Origin of the sequence: Pseudomonas sp. AF03-9 (assembly GCF_020515815.1) — a bacterium.
Classification (GTDB): Bacteria; Pseudomonadota; Gammaproteobacteria; order Pseudomonadales; family Pseudomonadaceae; genus Aquipseudomonas.
In genome coordinates this window covers 448,792-465,603 of the sequence record NZ_JAHPJF010000001.1, presented here as the reverse complement: position 1 = coordinate 465,603, position 16,812 = coordinate 448,792, and the positions used below count along the sequence as shown (strand labels likewise).

The window sequence follows — 16,812 nt, the reverse complement described above, 5'->3', positions numbered from 1 at the left end:
CCCACAGTTGATCGGTGTTGTTCTTAAAGCATGCGTTCCAGGCCCACAGACGTGGCAAACCATGCATTGAAGCGCCGCCACCAACTGCCCGGCTCGCGGGTCAGGGTGTGCAATTGGCCGTTGTCCTCGGTCACCCACACCAACTGCCCATCCTGCAATTTCGGTTCATAACTCAACGCTGGCGCCATGCCTTGCAGCGCCAGGTTGCGCACATGTTCAGCCAGTTCGGGACTGTCGACCAATACGCCGACTTCGGTGTTCCAAAGCACCGAACGCGGGTCGAAATTGAACGAGCCGATGAAGGACTTTTCCCGATCAAAGATCATCGCCTTGCTGTGCAGGCTGGAGTCCGAACCGCGAAAGGTGCCACGCCGAAACAGGTGGGGGCCGCTGCCGCTGCCATCGCCCGGTTGGCGGCGCAGTTCGTAGAGTTTTACCCCGTGTTCCAGCAGGGCCTTGCGATACGGCGCGTAGCCGCCGTGCACGGCCGGTACGTCGGTGGCCTCCAGGGCGTTGGTCAGCAGGCTCACGGACACGCCTGCGTCGGCGCGCCCGGTAAGGTACACCAGCCCCGGCTGGCCGGGCACGAAGTACGCCGAGATCATGATCAGCTCGTGATTGACCCCTGCCAGCTCCGGCGCGAGTTGGGTGGTGAGCAGCAAGTGCGGGTCCGGTTCGGCCGTGGCCAGCACCTTGCTCGGTGCATCCCACAGCGCCTGGTTCCAGGCCCAGATCAACTCGCGGCGCCAGGTGTCCATGCGCGGTTGGGTCTGATAGGTGCGCAGCCGGTTGTACAGGGCGTAATGCTGCTGGCGTGATTCGGCCAGCGAGTCTTGCAGGCGCGCGCGTGCGGTCGCCAAGTCGCCTTTGGATGGCGTGTTGGAGACAAAGTCGTCAATCGGCTTGCTCAGGGCACTGTTCCAGTACTGGTCGAAGCTGTGGCCGAGCTGCTCGGCCACCGGGCCCAGGCTGAGCATGTCGATGTCGGTGAAATTCAGGTTGGGCTCGGCGTCGAAATACTCATCGCCCAGATTGCGCCCGCCGACGATGGCTGCGCTGTTGTCGGCCAGCCACAACTTGTTGTGCATGCGCCGGTGCTGCAAAGACAGATTGAACAGACGACCCATGGCCCGCGTCACGCCGGTGCTGCGGCCCAGATGCAACGGGTTGAACAGGCGGATTTCGATCTTGGGGTGGGCGGCGAGGGTGGCGATGATCTGGTCGAGGCCGTCGCTGGTGGTGTCGTCCAGCAGGATGCGCACACGCACACCGCGGTCGGCGGCCTTGAGCAGTTCGTCCACGAGCATGCGCGTGCTGATACCGTCGTGGACGATGTAGTACTGCAAGTCGAGGCTGGTCTGGGCGTTGCGGATCAGTTCGGCGCGGGCCATGAACGCCTCGCTGCTGTTGGGCAGCAGGCGAAACCCGGAGCGGCCCTGGTAAGGCGCGGCCTGGGCCTGGATCGAGCGGCCGAACGACGACTGGGCGGCGGGCAGCGCATCGCTGGGGACGCGCGGTGCGTTCACGGTGGCACAGCCGCCGAGGGCCAGGGCTCCCAACAGGAAAAACGGGAATAGCCGTTGCATCATCAAGGGAGTCGCTTCCAGATCAGGGCGGTTGTCGACATCTGACGGCTATTTCTCGGGAAAGGTCAGTGCATTTCCTCGTTCAGCAGTTTGATCGCGGCAGCACCGACCTTGCGCACGGCCTCTTCGATCTGCGGGCTCGGCTTGGCGCCGTAGTTCATGCGCAGGCAGTTCCGGTATTTGCCCGAGGCCGAGAAGATGCTGCCTACCGCCACCTGTACGCCTTGTTCCAGCAAGATCCGGTTGAGCTTCAACGTATCAAAGCCATCCGGCAACTCGACCCACAGCATAAAGCTGCCCTGAGGTCGGCTGGCCCGTGTGCCCGCCGGAAAGTAGCGGCTGACCCAATCGAGCATCAGGTCGCGATTGCGCTGGTATTGAGTGCGCATCCGCCGCAAATGCGGTTCGAAGTGGCCGTTTTTCAGAAATTCTGCGATCGCAATCTGCGGTTGGGTCGCTGTGGAGCCGGTGCTGATGTATTTCATGTGCAGCACCCGTTCCAGGTAACGCCCCGGCGCTACCCAACCGATGCGCAGGCCGGGCGCCAGGGTTTTGGAGAACGAACTGCAGAGCAGTACGCGGCCGTCTTCGTCGAAGGATTTGATCGTGCGCGGGCGCGGGTAGCTGTAGGCCAATTCGCCATACACATCGTCTTCGATGATCGCCACGTCAAAGCGCTGGGCCAGGGTCAGCAGGGCGCGTTTGCGCGCTTCCGGCATGATGTAGCCCAGCGGGTTGTTGCAGTTGGGGGTCAGTTGGATGACCTTGATCGGCCATTGTTCCAGGGCCAGTTCCAGGGCTTCCAGGCTGATGCCGGTGATGGGGTCGGTGGGGATTTCCAGGGCCTTCATGCCCAGGCCCTTGAGGGTCTGCATGGCACCGTGAAAGCTGGGTGAATCCACCGCGACAATATCCCCAGGTTCACAAATGGCGCGGATGCTCGCAGACAGCGCCTCATGGCAGCCGGTGGTGACCACAATGTCTTCGGCGTTCAGTTGGCAGCCGGAATCCAATGACAGCCGGGCGATCTGTTCGCGCAATTCCATACAGCCCATGATGTTGTCGTAATACAGCCCCGGCAGATCCTGGCGGCGGCTCACGCGGGCGAGGCTGCGCAGCAGGGGCTTGAGGGTCGGTGACAGCACATCCGGCATGCCGCGGCCCATCTGTATGACGTCTTTGCGCGGGACGGCGCGAATCAGCTCCAGCACCTGGTCCCACTGGGAAATGTCCACCGGGCGCTGGGCCGGGCGGCCGACTTCAGGCAGGGCCGGCAACTCGCGGCCGACCGGCACAAAGTAGCCGGATTTGGGCTTGGGCATCGCCAGGCCATTATCTTCCAGCAAGCGATAGGCCTGTTGCACGGTGCTCAAGCTGACCCCGTGTTCCACGCTCAAGGCGCGTACGGAAGGCAAGCGATCGCCGGGACGGTAGAAGCCTTGTTCGATGCGGGTGCCCAGCAAATCGGCGAGGTTGACGTAAAGGGTCATGGCGGTCGCTCCCAGGGGACCAGTACAGATCCAGCGAAAATACAGGATTCAGCCGTCCATAGGCAGTGTCTGTATGGATTTAATAAAAATTGATTGGATCTGTAATGGTTTTGCTCGCGCGCCCATCCTAGTCACTCATGGCAACAGGTAAATGAGGGGCGACACAATGAGCGGCATGAGCGATGTGCGGTTGGCGTTACACAGTCAGGAACTGGAAGCGGAGCAGGGACGCACGCTGTCGGCGCCGGCCAACAGCTGCTGGAGTCTGTTCTGGCACCGCAGCCATACGCGCAAGGCCTTGCTGGACATGACCGCCGAACAGCTCAGGGACATCGGCCTCAGCGCAGAACAGGCGCGCCAGGAAGGGGTGAAACCGTTCTGGCGCAAGTGATCACACCAGCTCTTTTAAGCGGTGCCAGAGCATCCCCAGCGCCAACAGTGGCGAGCGCAAATGCTTGCCGCCGGGGAAGGTGATGTGCGGCACCTGGGCGAACAGATCGAAACGGCCCTGCTGCTGGCCGCTGATGGCCTCGGCCAGTAGCTTGCCCGCCAGGTGCGTGGCGTTGAGGCCATGGCCGGCGTAGGCCTGGGCGTAATACACATTGGGTTGGTCGGGCAGCCGGCCGATCTGCGGCAGGCGGTTGGCGCCGATGCCAATCATGCCGCCCCACTGGTAATCGATCTTCACGTCGGCCAATTGCGGGAACACCTTGAGCATCTTCGGCCGCATATAGGCGCCGATGTCCTGCGGATCGCGGCCGGAGTAGTGGCAGGCGCCACCGAACAGCAGGCGTCGGTCGGCGGACAAGCGGAAGTAGTCCACTGTCACCCGCTGGTCGCATACGGCCATGTTCTGTGGCAGCAGGCTGGCTGCCTGGGCTTCGCTCAACGGTTCGGTGGCGATGATGTAGCTGCCGGCAGGCAGCACTTTGCCGCTCAACTGCGGGTTCAAGCCGTTCAGGTAGGCGTTGCAGGCCAGCACCAGGGTCTTGGCGCGCACGTTGCCCTGGGTGGTGTGCACGTTGATCTCGGGGCCGTAGTCGATGCGCGTGACGGCGGATTGCTCAAACAACTGCACGCCCAGTCGCTGCGCGGCGGCGGCTTCGCCCAACGCGAGGTTGAGTGGGTGCAGGTGGCCGGAGCCCATGTCGATCATGCCGCCTACGTAACGGTCCGAGCCGATCACGCTGCTCATCTGGCTGGCTTGCAGTAGGCGTACTTCGTGGCGATAGCCCAGGCTGCGCAACTCTTCGGCGTCTTCGGCCAGGCCTTGCAGGTCGCGGGGTTTGTTGGCGAGGTCGCAGTAGCCCCAGGTCAGGTCGCAGGGGATCTGGAAGCGTTCGACGCGCTCGCGCACGATCTCCACAGCTTCCAGGCCCATCAGCTTCATCTGGCGCACGCCGTCGCTGCCGATCACTGGGGTGAACTGCTCGAGGCCATGGCCGACGCCGCGAATCAATTGGCCGCCATTGCGCCCGCTGGCGCCCCAGGCGATTTTGCGGGCTTCCAGCAGCACCACGCTGAAGCCGCGTTCGGCCAGCTCCAGGGCGGTGTTCAGCCCGGAAAAGCCACCGCCGACCACGCACACGTCGGCCGTCATTTCGCCGGTCAGTACCGGGTAATCGGGTTGCGGCACGCTGGTGGCGGCATAGTAGGAAGCGGTGTGCCGGGCGCTGGCGATCATGGGAGCATCCCTGTTTGGAAAATTTGACGCAGGATACAGCGGTCGGACGAAGCTGTCTCACCGCGGGCTTTTGCGGCAGAATCCACGTCTATTCGCCGTTCGGTACGTGTTTCGATGAGTTGCAACAGCCAAAAGATCAGCGCACTGCGCCGACAGATTCCTTCGTTCGAGTGCGTCCCCGGCTGCCACGACTGCTGTGGGCCGGTGACCACTTCGCCTGAAGAAATGTCCCGTCTGCCGCGCAAGACTGCGGCCGAGCAGGACGCTGCCATGGACGAGCTGAACTGTGTGCACCTGGGCCCCAGCGGTTGCACGGTGTACGACGAGCGGCCACTGATCTGTCGGCTGTTCGGCACCACTAAGACCTTGCCGTGCCCGAATGGGAGACGGCCGGTGGAGCTGATCCACCCGCGGGTGGAAAAGCAGATCCACGACTATATGGCGAGCACCCGGCAGGTATTGGTCTGACAGGTGTACTCGGTCACAGTGTGGGAGCAGGGTGCCAGTTAATCGGGAATCGGCAGGTTCAGGCTCTCTTTCACTTCTTCCATCACGATATAGCTCTTGGACTCCCGCACATGGGGCAGCTTGAGCAGGATGTCGCCAAGCAATTTGCGGTACGAGGCCATCTCGGAAATCCGCGCCTTCACCAGGTAGTCGAAGTCACCCGACACCAGGTGGCACTCCAGTACATGGGGCAGTTTCAGTACGGCGCGGCGGAATTCCTCAAAGGTGTCGCCTGACTTGTAATCGAGGCTGATCTCGACAAATACCAGCAAACTCCCCTTCAAATGCTGAGGGTTGAGCCGCGCGTTGTAGCCCATGATGATCCCTTCGCGCTCCAACCGGCGCACGCGCTCGGTGCACGGCGTGGTCGACAGCCCGACTTTTTCTCCCAGCTCCGTGAACGAAATCCGCCCGTCGGTTTGCAGGATTCGCAGGATGTTGCGGTCGATCTTGTCCAGCTCCCGCTTGGTCTGGGTATTGGTACGCATAGGGGATCTGCCTCTGTGAAAAGGGTTTTTGCCGAGAATTGTCGCCAAATATAGGCATTTATATAGTGAAATGCACTGGTCATTGTTTTTTAAACTGCGCTCATCATTGCTCGAACAACACACGTCAGCGGCCACGCCCGCGATGAGGATATAAAAATGCGCGTTCTGGTCTTGGGTAGCGGCGTCATTGGTGTGACCAGTGCCTACTATTTGGCGCGGGCCGGCTTTGAAGTGGTCGTGGTCGACCGTCAGCCCGCCGCTGCCATGGAAACCAGTTTCGCCAATGCCGGCCAGGTGTCCCCAGGCTACGCCTCGCCCTGGGCGGCTCCGGGTGTGCCGCTCAAGGCCATCAAGTGGCTGCTGCAACGCCACGCACCGCTGGCGATCAAGGCCACTGCCGATGTCGATCAATACCTGTGGATGGCGCAGATGCTGCGCAACTGCACCGCCAGCCGCTATGCGGTAAACAAAGAACGCATGGTGCGTTTGTCCGAATACAGCCGTGACTGCCTCGACGAACTGCGCGCCGAGACCGGCATTGCCTACGAAGGTCGTAGCCTGGGGACTACCCAGTTGTTCCGCACCCAGGCCCAACTCGATGGCGCCGCCAAGGACATCGCCGTACTGAAAGAGTCCGGCGTCCCGTTCGAACTGCTTGACCGTGCCGGTATCGCCCGTGTGGAGCCGGCCCTGGCCAGCGTCACCGACATCCTCGCCGGCGCCCTGCGCCTGCCGAATGATCAGACCGGCGACTGCCAGATGTTCACGACGCGCCTGGCCGAGATGTGCAAGCAGTTGGGCGTGGAATTTCGCTTCGAGCAGGACATCCAGCGCCTCGACTACGCCGGCGAACGCATCAACGGCGTGTGGATCGACGGCAAGCTGGAAACCGCCGACCGCTACGTACTGGCCCTCGGCAGTTACTCGCCCAAATTGCTCAAGCCGCTGGGGATCAAGGCGCCGGTGTACCCGCTCAAGGGGTATTCGCTGACCGTGCCGATCACCAACCCGGCGATGGCCCCGACTTCGACCATTCTCGACGAAACCTACAAGGTCGCGATCACCCGCTTCGACAACCGCATCCGCGTCGGCGGCATGGCGGAAATCGCCGGTTTTGACCTGTCGCTCAACCCGCGTCGGCGCGAAACCCTGGAGATGATCGTCAACGACCTTTATCCTCAGGGCGGCGATCTGGCCGAAGCGACTTTCTGGACCGGCCTGCGCCCGACCACACCCGATGGCACGCCGATCGTCGGTGCCACGCCGTTCAAGAACCTGTTCCTGAACACCGGCCACGGCACCCTCGGCTGGACCATGGCGTGTGGCTCGGGCCGCTTGCTGGCCGACCTGATGGCCAGGAAAACCCCGCAGATCAGCGCCGCAGGCCTCGATATTTCCCGTTACGGCAACCACCAGGAGTCCGCAAAACATGTCAATCCAGCGCCAGCTCACCAATGAGCGCATGAGCCAGATCGTAGTCCACAGCGGCACCGTCTATCTGGCCGGGCAAGTCGGCGACGACATGAACGCCGGGATTGAACAGCAGACCCGTGAAACCCTGGCCAACATCGAGCGTTTGCTGGACCTGGCGGGTAGCGACAAGACCAAGTTGCTGTCGGTGACGATCTACCTGAAAGACATCGACGCCGATTTCGCCGGCATGAATGCGGTGTGGGACAAGTGGCTGCCCAAGGGCGTCGCCCCGGCCCGCGCCACGGTTGAAGCCAAGTTGTGCGAACCGCAAATCCTGGTAGAGCTGTCGGTCGTGGCTGCGCTGCCGTAAACCAGATCCTCCCCCGGTGCCGACGTTATTGGGCGGCATCGGTTTTTTTTTCACTCTGTCGCCTAGAAGCCTGCCGCCATGCGTCCTGCCCGTGCCCTGATCGATCTCCAAGCCCTGCGCCACAACTACCAATTGGCCCGTGAAGTCACGGGGGCCAAGGCCCTTGCCGTGATCAAGGCGGATGCCTATGGCCATGGTGCCGTGCGGGTGGCCCAGGCGTTGGAGGCCGACGCCGATGGGTTTGCCGTGGCGTGTATCGAAGAGGCGCTGGAGCTGCGCGCCGCCGGTATCCGCGCGCCGGTGTTGCTGTTGGAGGGTTTTTTCGAAGCTGACGAGCTGCCGCTGATCATCGAGCATGATTTGTGGTGCGTGGTGCATTCGTTGTGGCAGCTGGAGGCGATCGAGCAGGCCAGGCTGAGCAAGCCGCTGACCATCTGGCTCAAGCTCGACTCCGGCATGCACCGCGTCGGCCTGCATCCCAAGGATTATCACGAGGCATACCAGCGCCTGCTGGCCAGCGGCAAAGTGGCCAAGATCGTATTGATGAGCCACTTCGCCCGCGCCGATGAGCTTGATTGTGCGCGCAGCGATGAGCAAGTGGCGGTCTTCGACGCGGCGCGCCAAGGCCTGGCGGCCGAGGTCAGCCTGCGCAACTCGCCGGCGGTGATGGGCTGGCCCAACGTGTCCAGTGACTGGGTGCGCCCCGGCATCATGCTGTACGGCGCGACGCCGTTTGGCGAAGACCAGGCCGTGGCCGCGCGCTTGCAGCCGGTGATGACCCTGGAATCCAAAGTCATTTGCGTCCGTGAACTGCCGGCCGGCGAGCCGGTGGGCTACGGCGCCAAGTTCATCACGCCAAAACCGATGCGCATCGGCGTGGTTGCGATGGGCTATGCCGACGGTTACCCGCGCCACGCACCGACAGGTACACCGGTACTGGTCGCCGGGCAGCGCAGCCAATTGCTCGGCCGTGTGTCCATGGACATGCTGTGCGTCGACCTGACGGACGTGCCTGAGGCGGGTCTCGGTTCGACCGTGGAGCTGTGGGGCAAAAACATCCTCGCCAGCGACATCGCCACTGCCGCCGAAACCATTCCCTACCAGATCTTCTGCAACCTGCGCCGAGTGCCAAGGCTCTATTCCGGCGATTGACCGCCCGCTACGAACGCCGCTGCCCGGGATTTAGGCCCAAGTGTTGTAAATACTGAACGCTGTCGCCATGATAACGCTCAATTACAACAAAGCCTGAATCCTAGGAGGCTCCTGCATTGGACGTCGGCGAACGACTGCAATCCATCCGTAAACTGAAGGGTCTTTCCCAGCGCGAGCTCGCCAAGCGTGCGGGTGTCACCAACAGCACCATTTCGATGATCGAAAAAAACAGCGTCAGCCCCTCGATCAGCTCCTTGCGCAAGGTGCTGGGCGGTATCCCCATGTCCATGGTCGAGTTCTTTTCCGAGGAGATCCTCCAGGAAATACCGACGCAGATCGTCTATAAAGCCAATGAGCTGATCGACATCTCTGACGGCGCCGTCACCATGAAACTGGTAGGCCGGGCGCACCCCAGCCGGGCGATTGCGTTTCTCAACGAGATCTACCCGCCGGGCGCCGACACTGGCGAAGAAATGCTCACCCATGAAGGCGAAGAAACCGGGATTCTGGTGGAAGGTCGTCTGGAATTGGTGGTCGGTCTTGAAACTTTTGTGCTCGAAGCCGGCGATAGCTACTACTTTGAAAGCACCAAGCCCCATCGTTTTCGCAATCCGTTCGATGTGCCGGCGCGACTAATCAGCGCAGCCACACCCGCGAACTTTTAACAAAAGAGGCGCCCTGCCAGCGTTGCAGAGGTTCCCGCAGCCGTATCCGCAGGGCCGAATCCCCCTTTATTTAATAGGGTTGTTTCGGCCCGGCGGGCTAACCGTTATACTTTCGCCGCCTGCGAAACCGTGGCCGCAGGCGTGAATAGCCACCATTGAGGGTGAACGCGTGAACCTAATTATGAAAATGCTGGCTGCACCAGCAACCGTACTGGCCCTATGGGCTGTCAGCGCTCAAGCTGCGACCAATGATGACATTGCCAAACGCCTGGAGCCGGTCGGCCAAGTCTGCGTCCAGGGCCAGGAATGCAAGGGGATGGAAGTCGCTGTCGCCGCTGGTGGAGGCGGGGCGAAAACCCCGGACGACATCATTGCCAAGCACTGCAACGCCTGCCACGGTACCGGCCTGTTGGGCGCGCCGAAAATCGGCGACACCGCCGCCTGGAAAGAGCGCGCCGACCACCAGGGCGGCCTCGACGGCATCCTGGCCAAGGCGATCACCGGTATCAACGCCATGCCGCCAAAAGGCACCTGCGCTGATTGTTCGGATGACGACCTCAAGGGCGCCATCAAGAAGATGTCCGGGCTCTAATCCGCCGATCTTCGCCAAAAAAGCCGCTTACGAGCGGCTTTTTTTGTGCCCGTTATGTGTGCTGAGGGCTGTTCATTGCAGCAATCACCCGCCACTCTCTGTCCAACCCCTAATCACGGAATGTTCAGGAGGGTCGGATGGTGCAGTTGTGTTCAATCGAGCAAGCAGTTGACGACGTACTCGCGCGTTTGCCGGCGCATATTCATTTGGGTATGCCGTTGGGTCTGGGCAAGCCCAACCTGTTCGTCAACGCGTTGTACCGGCGCATTGCCAAGCTGCCGGAGCGGGCGCTGACGATCTACACCGCGCTGAGCCTGGGCCGTCCAACCCTGGGCGACGGCTTGCAGAAACGCTTTCTCGAACCTTTTATTGAAAGGGTGTTTGGCGATTATCCCGAGTTGGATTTTCTCGCCGACCTGCGCAAAGACAGCCTTCCACACAACATCCGCGTGCAGCAGTTCTTCATGCAGCCCGGCAGCCTGCTGCACAGCACTTCGGCCCAGCAGGATTACGTCAGCAGTAACTACAGCCACGCCGCCCGGGACATCAACGCCGCCGGCCTGAACCTGGTGGCGCAACTGGTGGCCAGCAGCGCCGAGCATCCTGATCGCCTGAGCCTGAGCTGCAACCCTGACATCACCCTCGACCTGCTACCGATGATCGCCAAGCGCCGCGCCGCCGGGGAAACCGTCCTGATCGTCGGCCAGGTCCACACCGAGTTGCCCTACATGCCCGGTGATTCCGAACTGGGCATGGACGCCTTTGATTACCTGATCGACGAAAAGGACAGCACCACGCTGTTCTCCACGCCAAACATGCCGGTGGGGTTTCAGGACCACTTTATCGGCCTGCACGCCAGCACCCTGGTGCGCGATGGCGGCACCTTGCAGATCGGCATCGGCTCCATGGGCGATGCGCTGACCGCCGCGCTGCTGGCGCGCCAGGCCGACAACGAAGCCTACCGCTCGTTGCTGACCGACCTCGACGTGTACCAGTGGGCGCCGCTGATCAGCCATGAAGGCGGCGTCGAACCCTTCGCCCGCGGCCTTTACGGTTGCAGCGAAATGTTCGTCAACGGCCTGCTGGTACTGGCCGATGCCGGGATTGTGCGGCGCAAGGTCTACCCGGATGTGCCGACCCAGGAACAGGCCAACGCCGGCACCCTGGACGACGCCGCGCAATCGGATGGGGTTTCGATCCACGGCGGTTTTTTTGTCGGGCCGCGGAGTTTTTACCAGCGCCTACAGGAGATGACCCACGGCAAACGCCTTGAATTCAACATGACCCGCATCAGCTACATCAACGAACTGTACGGCCAGGAAGAACTCAAGCGCCTGCAACGCCTGGATGCGCGGTTTATCAACAGCGCCATCATGGTCACCTTGCTCGGTGCGGGGGTGGCCGACCAGTTGGAAGATGGCCGGGTACTCAGCGGTGTGGGAGGGCAGTACAACTTCGTTGCCCAGGGCCATGCGCTGGAGGGCGCGCGCTCGATCCTGATCCTGCGCAGCTGGCGCGAGGCGGCGGGGGAGGTCAGCTCCAATATCGTCTGGGACTACGGCCACTGCACCATTCCCCGACACTTGCGGGACATTGTCATCACCGAGTACGGAATTGCCGACTTGCGCGGTCAGACGGATGCCAAGGTGATTGAGGCGTTGCTCAATATCACCGACTCACGCTTCCAGCACGACTTGATCGAACAGGCACAGAAGGCCGGCAAGTTGCCCAAGGATTTTCAGCTCGATCCGCGCTTTGCCGACAACACGCCGCAGCGGCTCACAGGTATCCAGGCCCGGCATCGACGGTTGTTTACGGAGTACCCGCTGGGCAGCGACTTTACCGATGAGGAGCGGGATCTGTTGCGCGCGTTGAACTGGCTCAAGAGCAAATTCAAGCTGACGGAGATACTGGAGTTGGGCAAGGCGGCGTTGGATGCGCCGGAGCCGGAGATGTTTCCAGAGCACTTGAAACGGATGGGGTTGGATCAGCCGGAAGGGCTGAAAGAGGACTTGTACCAGCGCCTGCTGCTCGCCGGCCTACAGGCCACCGCGCACTAACAACCCACACAAAACCAACTGTGGGAGCTGGCTTGCTCGCGAAGGCGGCGTGTCAGTCACTGAATGTGTTTCTGATCCACCGCTTTCGCGAGCAAGCCCGCTCCCACATTTTTGATCCGTGACCCTGCGAAATTTGCTGTGCAGCAAATTACTCGATGAAGGTCACCACACCACCCGCCAGCGACTTCACCCGCGCCAGCGACTCAACCCGATAACCCTGCGCATCCAGCTCTGCACGGCCACCCTGGAACGATTTCTCGATCACGATCCCCAGGCCGGCAACGGTGGCACCGGCTTGCTTGATGATCGAAATCAGCGCCTGGGACGCCTTGCCGTTGGCCAGGAAGTCATCAATCACCAGTACACGGTCGCTGCTGGTCAGGTGGCGCGGCGAGATCGCCACGGTGCTTTCGACCTTCTTGGTGAAGGAGTACACCGTCGCCGACAGCAGGTTTTCGGTGAGGGTCAACGATTGCTGCTTGCGTGCAAAAATCACCGGGACCCCCAGGTTCAGGCCCGTCATGATCGCCGGCGCGATGCCCGAGGCTTCGATGGTGACGATCTTGGTGATGCCCGAATCCTTGAACAGCGCAGCGAATTCGTCGCCGATCAGTTTCATCAGCGCCGGATCGATCTGGTGGTTCAGAAAGGCGTCGACCTTGAGTACCTGATCGGAAAGCACGATGCCTTCTTCGCGAATTTTCTTGTGCAGTGCTTCCACGAAAGCTTCCTCTGTTGACGCAATACGCGTCGAAAGTAGATTGAAAAGTAGTCGATTCTAGCGCTTTAGCATCGCGCGTATGTCCGCCAGGGCGGTGTTGCCGCGAACGGCTTTCACCTCGGTCGGGGTGTCGTCATTGCCTTCCCAGGCCAGGTCGTCCGGCGGCAGTTCATCCAGGAACCGGCTGGGGGCACAATCGATGATTTCGCCGTATTGCTTGCGCTTGGCGGCAAAGGTGAAGGCCAGGGTCTGACGGGCGCGGGTAATGCCCACGTAGGCCAGTCGGCGTTCTTCCTCGATGGTGTCGGCTTCGATGCTGGAGCGGTGTGGGAGGATTTCCTCTTCCATGCCCATGATGAACACGTAGGGGAATTCCAGGCCCTTGGATGCATGCAAGGTCATCATCTGCACACCTTCGGCGCCGTCTTCCTCTTCCTGCTGGCGTTCGAGCATGTCGCGCAGCACCAGCTTGCCGATGGCGTCTTCGACGGTCATCTCGCCGTCTTCGTCTTTTTCCAGGGTGTTCTTCAGCGCTTCGATCAGGAACCAGACGTTGCCCATGCGGTAATCCGCGGCCTTGTCGCTGGAGCTGTTGGTGCGCAGCCAGTTTTCATAGTCGATGTCCATGACCATGCTGCGCAGGGCGCTGATCGGGTCTTCGCCGGCGCACTGCTCGCGGACCTTGTCCATGAAGCGCTTGAAGCGCGACAGGCGGTCGGTGAAACGGGTGTCCAGGTGTTCGCCCAGGCCGATCTCGTCGGTGGCGGCGTACATCGAGATCTTGCGTTCGGTCGCGTAGTTGCCGAGCTTTTCCAGGGTGGTGGAACCGATCTCGCGGCGCGGCACGTTGATCACGCGCAGGAAGGCGTTGTCGTCATCCGGGTTCACGATCAGCCGGAAGTAGGCCATCAGGTCTTTTACTTCCTGACGTCCGAAAAAGCTGTTGCCGCCCGACAGGCGATACGGCACCTGGTGGTGCTGCAATTTCAGCTCGATCAGCTTGGCCTGGTAGTTGCCGCGATACAGGATCGCGAAATCGCTGTAGGGCCGGTCGGTGCGCAAGTGCAGGCTGAGGATTTCCACGGCCACGCGCTCGGCTTCGGCGTCTTCGTTGCGGCAGCGGATCACGCGGATCTCGTCGCCGTGGCCCATCTCACTCCACAGTTGTTTTTCAAACTCGTGGGGGTTGTTCGAGATCAACACGTTGGCGCAACGCAGGATGCGGCTGGTAGAGCGGTAGTTCTGCTCCAGCATCACCACTTTCAGGGACGGGTAGTCGTCCTTGAGCAGCATCAGGTTTTCCGGGCGGGCGCCGCGCCAGGCGTAGATCGACTGGTCATCGTCGCCTACCACGGTGAACTGGTTGCGTTTGCCGATGAGCATTTTCACCAGCAGGTACTGGCTGGCGTTGGTGTCCTGGTATTCGTCCACCAGCAGGTAGCGCACCTTGTTCTGCCATTTTTCGAGGATGTCGGCGTGTTCCTCGAACAACTTCACGGGCAGCAGGATCAGGTCGTCGAAGTCCACCGCGTTGAACGCCTTGAGCGTGCGCTGGTAGTGGGTGTAGACGATGGCGGCGGTCTGTTCCTTGGGGTTGCGTGCGTTTTCCAGGGCCTGGGGCGGCAGGATCAGGTCGTTCTTCCAGGCGCCGATCATGTTCTTGATCTCGTCCACGCCGTCGTCGCCTGCGTATTCCTTCTGCATGATGTCGGTCATCAGCGACTTCACATCGGTCTCGTCGAAGATCGAGAAGCCCGGCTTGTAGCCCAGGCGTGCATGCTCCTTGCGGATGATGTTCAGGCCCAGGTTGTGGAAGGTACACACGGTGAGGCCACGGCCTTCGCCACCCTTGAGCAGGGTGCCGACGCGCTCTTTCATTTCCCGCGCCGCCTTGTTGGTAAAGGTCATGGCGACAATGTATTGGGCGCGGATGCCGCAGTTCTGGATCAGGTGCGCGATCTTGCGGGTGATCACGCTGGTCTTGCCGGAGCCTGCGCCGGCGAGCACCAATAGAGGGCCGCCGACGTAGTTCACGGCTTCTTGCTGCCGGGGATTGAGTCGGGACATACAGAATTTCAGGAGTCGTTGTTCAAAAGGGCGGGCATTTTAACAGGCTGGCAGGATTCTGCTCTCTCAGAACGACGGTGTGACGTACCACTCGATCTAAATTTGCCGGTTTTGCTACTTTGCCGCAGGATGTCAGGGCATTTGCGACTAACTGCGTGCAGTCTGTGTATTTGATAACCCCTATCATTGGTGATTGTCAGGCCGCACGTCATACTGCCTGTCGCCAACGAAATCTTGCAGAGTCTAGGGAGCTAGCTTGTCTACGCCTGTCGAACCCTTGCGTTTGCTGCTGCTGGCCGATGAGCCGGCATGGGCAGCGTTGTTGCGCGAGTGCCTGGCGCCGATGGGCGATGGGGCTGTGCTGATCAGTGCACCAAATTGGGATTCCGTAAGTCGTCTGTTCGATGACGACCACGGTGCCGTGCTATTGACCACGCCAGGCCTGCAACCCGCTCCCGGTCGTTGCAGCTTGCCGTGTGTGTTGCTGTTGGAGCAGGAGCCGCTGGTGCCGCCGTTGGGTGCCAGCGATTGGCTGGTTCGCACGGTGTTGGACGCCGATACATTGCGCCGCTGCCTGCGCCATGTGCGCGAACGCGGTGTGCTGGAAAACACCCTGCAACGCCTCGCCGAGCAAGACCCGCTGACCGGTATCGCCAACCGCCAGGGTTTCCAGACCTTGCTGGCGGCGCGGCTGGCCGAGAATGAAGGTCGCGGCCTGGCCCTCGGTCACCTGGACCTCGACAATTTCCGTCACGCCAACGACGCCCTCGGGCACCAGGCCGGCGACCGGTTGATCCTGCAAGTGGTCTCGCGGCTCAAGAGCCAGCTGGAAGCCGGCGACCAACTGGCGCGCCTGGGCAGCGACGAATTCGCCCTGCTGATCGACACCCGCCGTGCGCCCCAGCGCGCCGAGTGGATGGCCGAACGCATTACCGAGGTCATGGCCGAACCCTACTGGGTGGACGGTGAAAGCCTGTTGATCGGTTGCAGCCTGGGCATGGCCCATGCGCGTGCGCGTGCTGGCGCCGACCCGCTGATGTGGCACGCCCACATCGCCATGCAGCAAGCCAAGAGCACCCAGGGCTGCACCTTTCATATTTTCAACGAACGCATCAATCGTAACGCGCGCAGCCTGGCCGACCTGGAAAGCGAACTGCGCCGCGCCTTGCGTCGGGATGAGCTGGAGTTGCACTACCAGCCGCGCCTGGACCTGGACGACGGGCACATCGTCGGCCTCGAAGCCCTGGTGCGCTGGCGTCACGGCGAGCGCGGCCTGTTGCCGCCCAGCGAATTCGTGCCCCTGGCCGAGCAAAGCGGGCTGATCGTGCCGTTGGGTTACTGGGTGATTTCCCGGGCCCTGCGCGACATGCAAGACCTGCGCGAACGTGGCCTGCCGCCGTTGCACATGGCGGTCAACCTGTCGTTCCGCCAGTTCCAGGACAGCCAATTGCTCTCCACCCTCAGCCGGCTGATCGCCGAGCGCGGCGTGGAAGCGCAATGGCTGGAATTCGAACTCACCGAAACCGCCGTGATGCGCCGCAGCGATCTGGTCAAGCAGACCATGGACGCCCTTGGTCGCCTCGGCGTGCGTTTTTCCCTGGATGACTTCGGCACCGGTTTCTCATCGTTCGTGCACCTCAACAGCCTGCCGATTGCCTTGCTCAAGATCGACAAGAGCTTTGTCGGCGGCATGGAAGAGCGCGAAGAGAACCGCAAGCTGGTGCACGCGATGATCAACCTGGCCCACAACCTCAACCTGGAAGTGGTGGCCGAGGGTGTGGAAACCCCTGAGCAACTGGCGTTGTTGCGGTTGTTTGGATGCGACCAGGCCCAGGGATATCTGATCAGCAAGCCGTTGCCGTTGCCGGAGTTGATCGAGTACCTGACCTTCGGCAAAGGCCGTGAGGCTTTACTGGGTTGAATTGCAACGCCGGTCGACTGTGCGAGCGGGCTTGTGTGGGAGCGGGCTTGCTCGCGAATGCGGTGTATCAGTCACTGACTATTTGGCTGACCCAGC

Annotated in this window: 15 protein-coding genes; 9 read left to right on the top strand and 6 right to left on the bottom strand. The window is 61.6% G+C overall.

Annotated elements, in window-relative coordinates; all coding sequences use genetic code 11:
* Positions 1-23: 23 nt before the first annotated feature.
* Positions 24-1,589, bottom strand: coding sequence for a phospholipase D family protein (locus LIY36_RS02165; protein WP_226454678.1), 1,566 nt, complete (start codon positions 1,587-1,589; stop codon positions 24-26).
* 62 nt (positions 1,590-1,651) lie between these two features.
* Entirely contained in the window at positions 1,652-3,076 is a 1,425-nt protein-coding gene (locus LIY36_RS02160) for an aminotransferase-like domain-containing protein (protein ID WP_226454677.1), read from the bottom strand.
* 166 nt (positions 3,077-3,242) lie between these two features.
* Between LIY36_RS02160 and LIY36_RS02155 the strand changes: the two genes are divergently transcribed.
* Positions 3,243-3,467 carry a DUF1127 domain-containing protein gene (locus LIY36_RS02155; RefSeq protein WP_226454676.1) on the top strand — a complete coding sequence of 75 codons (225 nt, stop codon included), beginning with the start codon at positions 3,243-3,245 and terminating at the stop codon, positions 3,465-3,467.
* On the opposite strand, the gene LIY36_RS02150 is transcribed toward LIY36_RS02155, so the two are convergent.
* Positions 3,468-4,760, bottom strand: coding sequence for an NAD(P)/FAD-dependent oxidoreductase (locus tag LIY36_RS02150; RefSeq protein ID WP_226454675.1), 1,293 nt, complete (start codon positions 4,758-4,760; stop codon positions 3,468-3,470).
* Positions 4,761-4,874: 114 nt separating this feature from the next.
* On the opposite strand from LIY36_RS02150, the gene LIY36_RS02145 reads away from it, so the two are divergent.
* Entirely contained in the window at positions 4,875-5,228 is a 354-nt protein-coding gene (locus tag LIY36_RS02145) for a YkgJ family cysteine cluster protein (RefSeq protein WP_226454674.1), read from the top strand.
* Between the two features lie 38 nt (positions 5,229-5,266).
* Here the strand turns inward: LIY36_RS02145 and LIY36_RS02140 are convergent, their stop codons facing one another.
* Positions 5,267-5,755 carry an Lrp/AsnC ligand binding domain-containing protein gene (locus LIY36_RS02140; protein WP_003176896.1) on the bottom strand — a complete coding sequence of 163 codons (489 nt, stop codon included), beginning with the start codon at positions 5,753-5,755 and terminating at the stop codon, positions 5,267-5,269.
* Between the two features lie 156 nt (positions 5,756-5,911).
* Here LIY36_RS02140 and dadA point away from each other — a divergent pair, with 156 nt between their 5' ends.
* From dadA to LIY36_RS02110, 6 genes are all read left to right on the top strand, one after another.
* Positions 5,912-7,213 carry a D-amino acid dehydrogenase gene (gene dadA / locus LIY36_RS02135; protein WP_226454673.1) on the top strand — a complete coding sequence of 434 codons (1,302 nt, stop codon included), beginning with the start codon at positions 5,912-5,914 and terminating at the stop codon, positions 7,211-7,213.
* Complete coding sequence (locus LIY36_RS02130) at positions 7,185-7,538, top strand: RidA family protein (RefSeq protein ID WP_226454672.1); 354 nt, start codon at positions 7,185-7,187, stop codon at positions 7,536-7,538. Before dadA ends, LIY36_RS02130 begins: the two co-directional genes overlap by 29 nt.
* 78 nt (positions 7,539-7,616) lie before the next feature.
* Positions 7,617-8,690: an alanine racemase gene (gene alr, locus LIY36_RS02125; RefSeq protein WP_226454671.1), complete on the top strand. Its 1,074-nt coding sequence runs from the start codon at positions 7,617-7,619 to the stop codon at positions 8,688-8,690.
* Between the two features lie 116 nt (positions 8,691-8,806).
* On the top strand, positions 8,807-9,355 hold the full coding sequence (locus tag LIY36_RS02120; RefSeq protein ID WP_003176893.1) for a cupin domain-containing protein: 549 nt from the start codon (positions 8,807-8,809) through the stop codon (positions 9,353-9,355).
* A 181-nt stretch (positions 9,356-9,536) separates the two neighbouring features.
* Positions 9,537-9,947, top strand: a complete 411-nt coding sequence (locus LIY36_RS02115; protein ID WP_042945469.1) for a c-type cytochrome — start codon at positions 9,537-9,539, stop codon at positions 9,945-9,947.
* Between the two features lie 137 nt (positions 9,948-10,084).
* Positions 10,085-12,007 carry an acetyl-CoA hydrolase/transferase C-terminal domain-containing protein gene (locus tag LIY36_RS02110; protein ID WP_226454670.1) on the top strand — a complete coding sequence of 641 codons (1,923 nt, stop codon included), beginning with the start codon at positions 10,085-10,087 and terminating at the stop codon, positions 12,005-12,007.
* Between the two features lie 148 nt (positions 12,008-12,155).
* Here the strand turns inward: LIY36_RS02110 and LIY36_RS02105 are convergent, their stop codons facing one another.
* The gene (locus LIY36_RS02105) at positions 12,156-12,728 is read right to left on the bottom strand and encodes a xanthine phosphoribosyltransferase (RefSeq protein WP_010207474.1); all 573 of its coding nucleotides are present in this window, start codon (positions 12,726-12,728) and stop codon (positions 12,156-12,158) included.
* 57 nt (positions 12,729-12,785) lie between these two features.
* Positions 12,786-14,795 carry a DNA helicase Rep gene (gene rep, locus LIY36_RS02100; RefSeq protein ID WP_192297995.1) on the bottom strand — a complete coding sequence of 670 codons (2,010 nt, stop codon included), beginning with the start codon at positions 14,793-14,795 and terminating at the stop codon, positions 12,786-12,788.
* Positions 14,796-15,051: 256 nt separating this feature from the next.
* Between rep and LIY36_RS02095 the strand changes: the two genes are divergently transcribed.
* Positions 15,052-16,716, top strand: a complete 1,665-nt coding sequence (locus LIY36_RS02095) for a putative bifunctional diguanylate cyclase/phosphodiesterase (RefSeq protein ID WP_192297994.1) — start codon at positions 15,052-15,054, stop codon at positions 16,714-16,716.
* The last annotated feature ends 96 nt before the right edge of the window (positions 16,717-16,812 follow it).

What these genes read in the sequence shown, in the direction of transcription:
- LIY36_RS02165 (WP_226454678.1), bottom strand. Translation starts at nt 1,589, where the DNA reads ATGATGCAACGGCTATTCCCGTTTTTCCTGTTGGGAGCCCTGGCCCTC.
- LIY36_RS02160 (WP_226454677.1), bottom strand. Translation starts at nt 3,076, where the DNA reads ATGACCCTTTACGTCAACCTCGCCGATTTGCTGGGCACCCGCATCGAA.
- LIY36_RS02155 (WP_226454676.1), top strand. Translation starts at nt 3,243, where the DNA reads ATGAGCGGCATGAGCGATGTGCGGTTGGCGTTACACAGTCAGGAACTG.
- LIY36_RS02150 (WP_226454675.1), bottom strand. Translation starts at nt 4,760, where the DNA reads ATGATCGCCAGCGCCCGGCACACCGCTTCCTACTATGCCGCCACCAGC.
- LIY36_RS02145 (WP_226454674.1), top strand. Translation starts at nt 4,875, where the DNA reads ATGAGTTGCAACAGCCAAAAGATCAGCGCACTGCGCCGACAGATTCCT.
- LIY36_RS02140 (WP_003176896.1), bottom strand. Translation starts at nt 5,755, where the DNA reads ATGCGTACCAATACCCAGACCAAGCGGGAGCTGGACAAGATCGACCGC.
- dadA (WP_226454673.1), top strand. Translation starts at nt 5,912, where the DNA reads ATGCGCGTTCTGGTCTTGGGTAGCGGCGTCATTGGTGTGACCAGTGCC.
- LIY36_RS02130 (WP_226454672.1), top strand. Translation starts at nt 7,185, where the DNA reads ATGTCAATCCAGCGCCAGCTCACCAATGAGCGCATGAGCCAGATCGTA.
- alr (WP_226454671.1), top strand. Translation starts at nt 7,617, where the DNA reads ATGCGTCCTGCCCGTGCCCTGATCGATCTCCAAGCCCTGCGCCACAAC.
- LIY36_RS02115 (WP_042945469.1), top strand. Translation starts at nt 9,537, where the DNA reads ATGAAAATGCTGGCTGCACCAGCAACCGTACTGGCCCTATGGGCTGTC.
- LIY36_RS02110 (WP_226454670.1), top strand. Translation starts at nt 10,085, where the DNA reads ATGGTGCAGTTGTGTTCAATCGAGCAAGCAGTTGACGACGTACTCGCG.
- rep (WP_192297995.1), bottom strand. Translation starts at nt 14,795, where the DNA reads ATGTCCCGACTCAATCCCCGGCAGCAAGAAGCCGTGAACTACGTCGGC.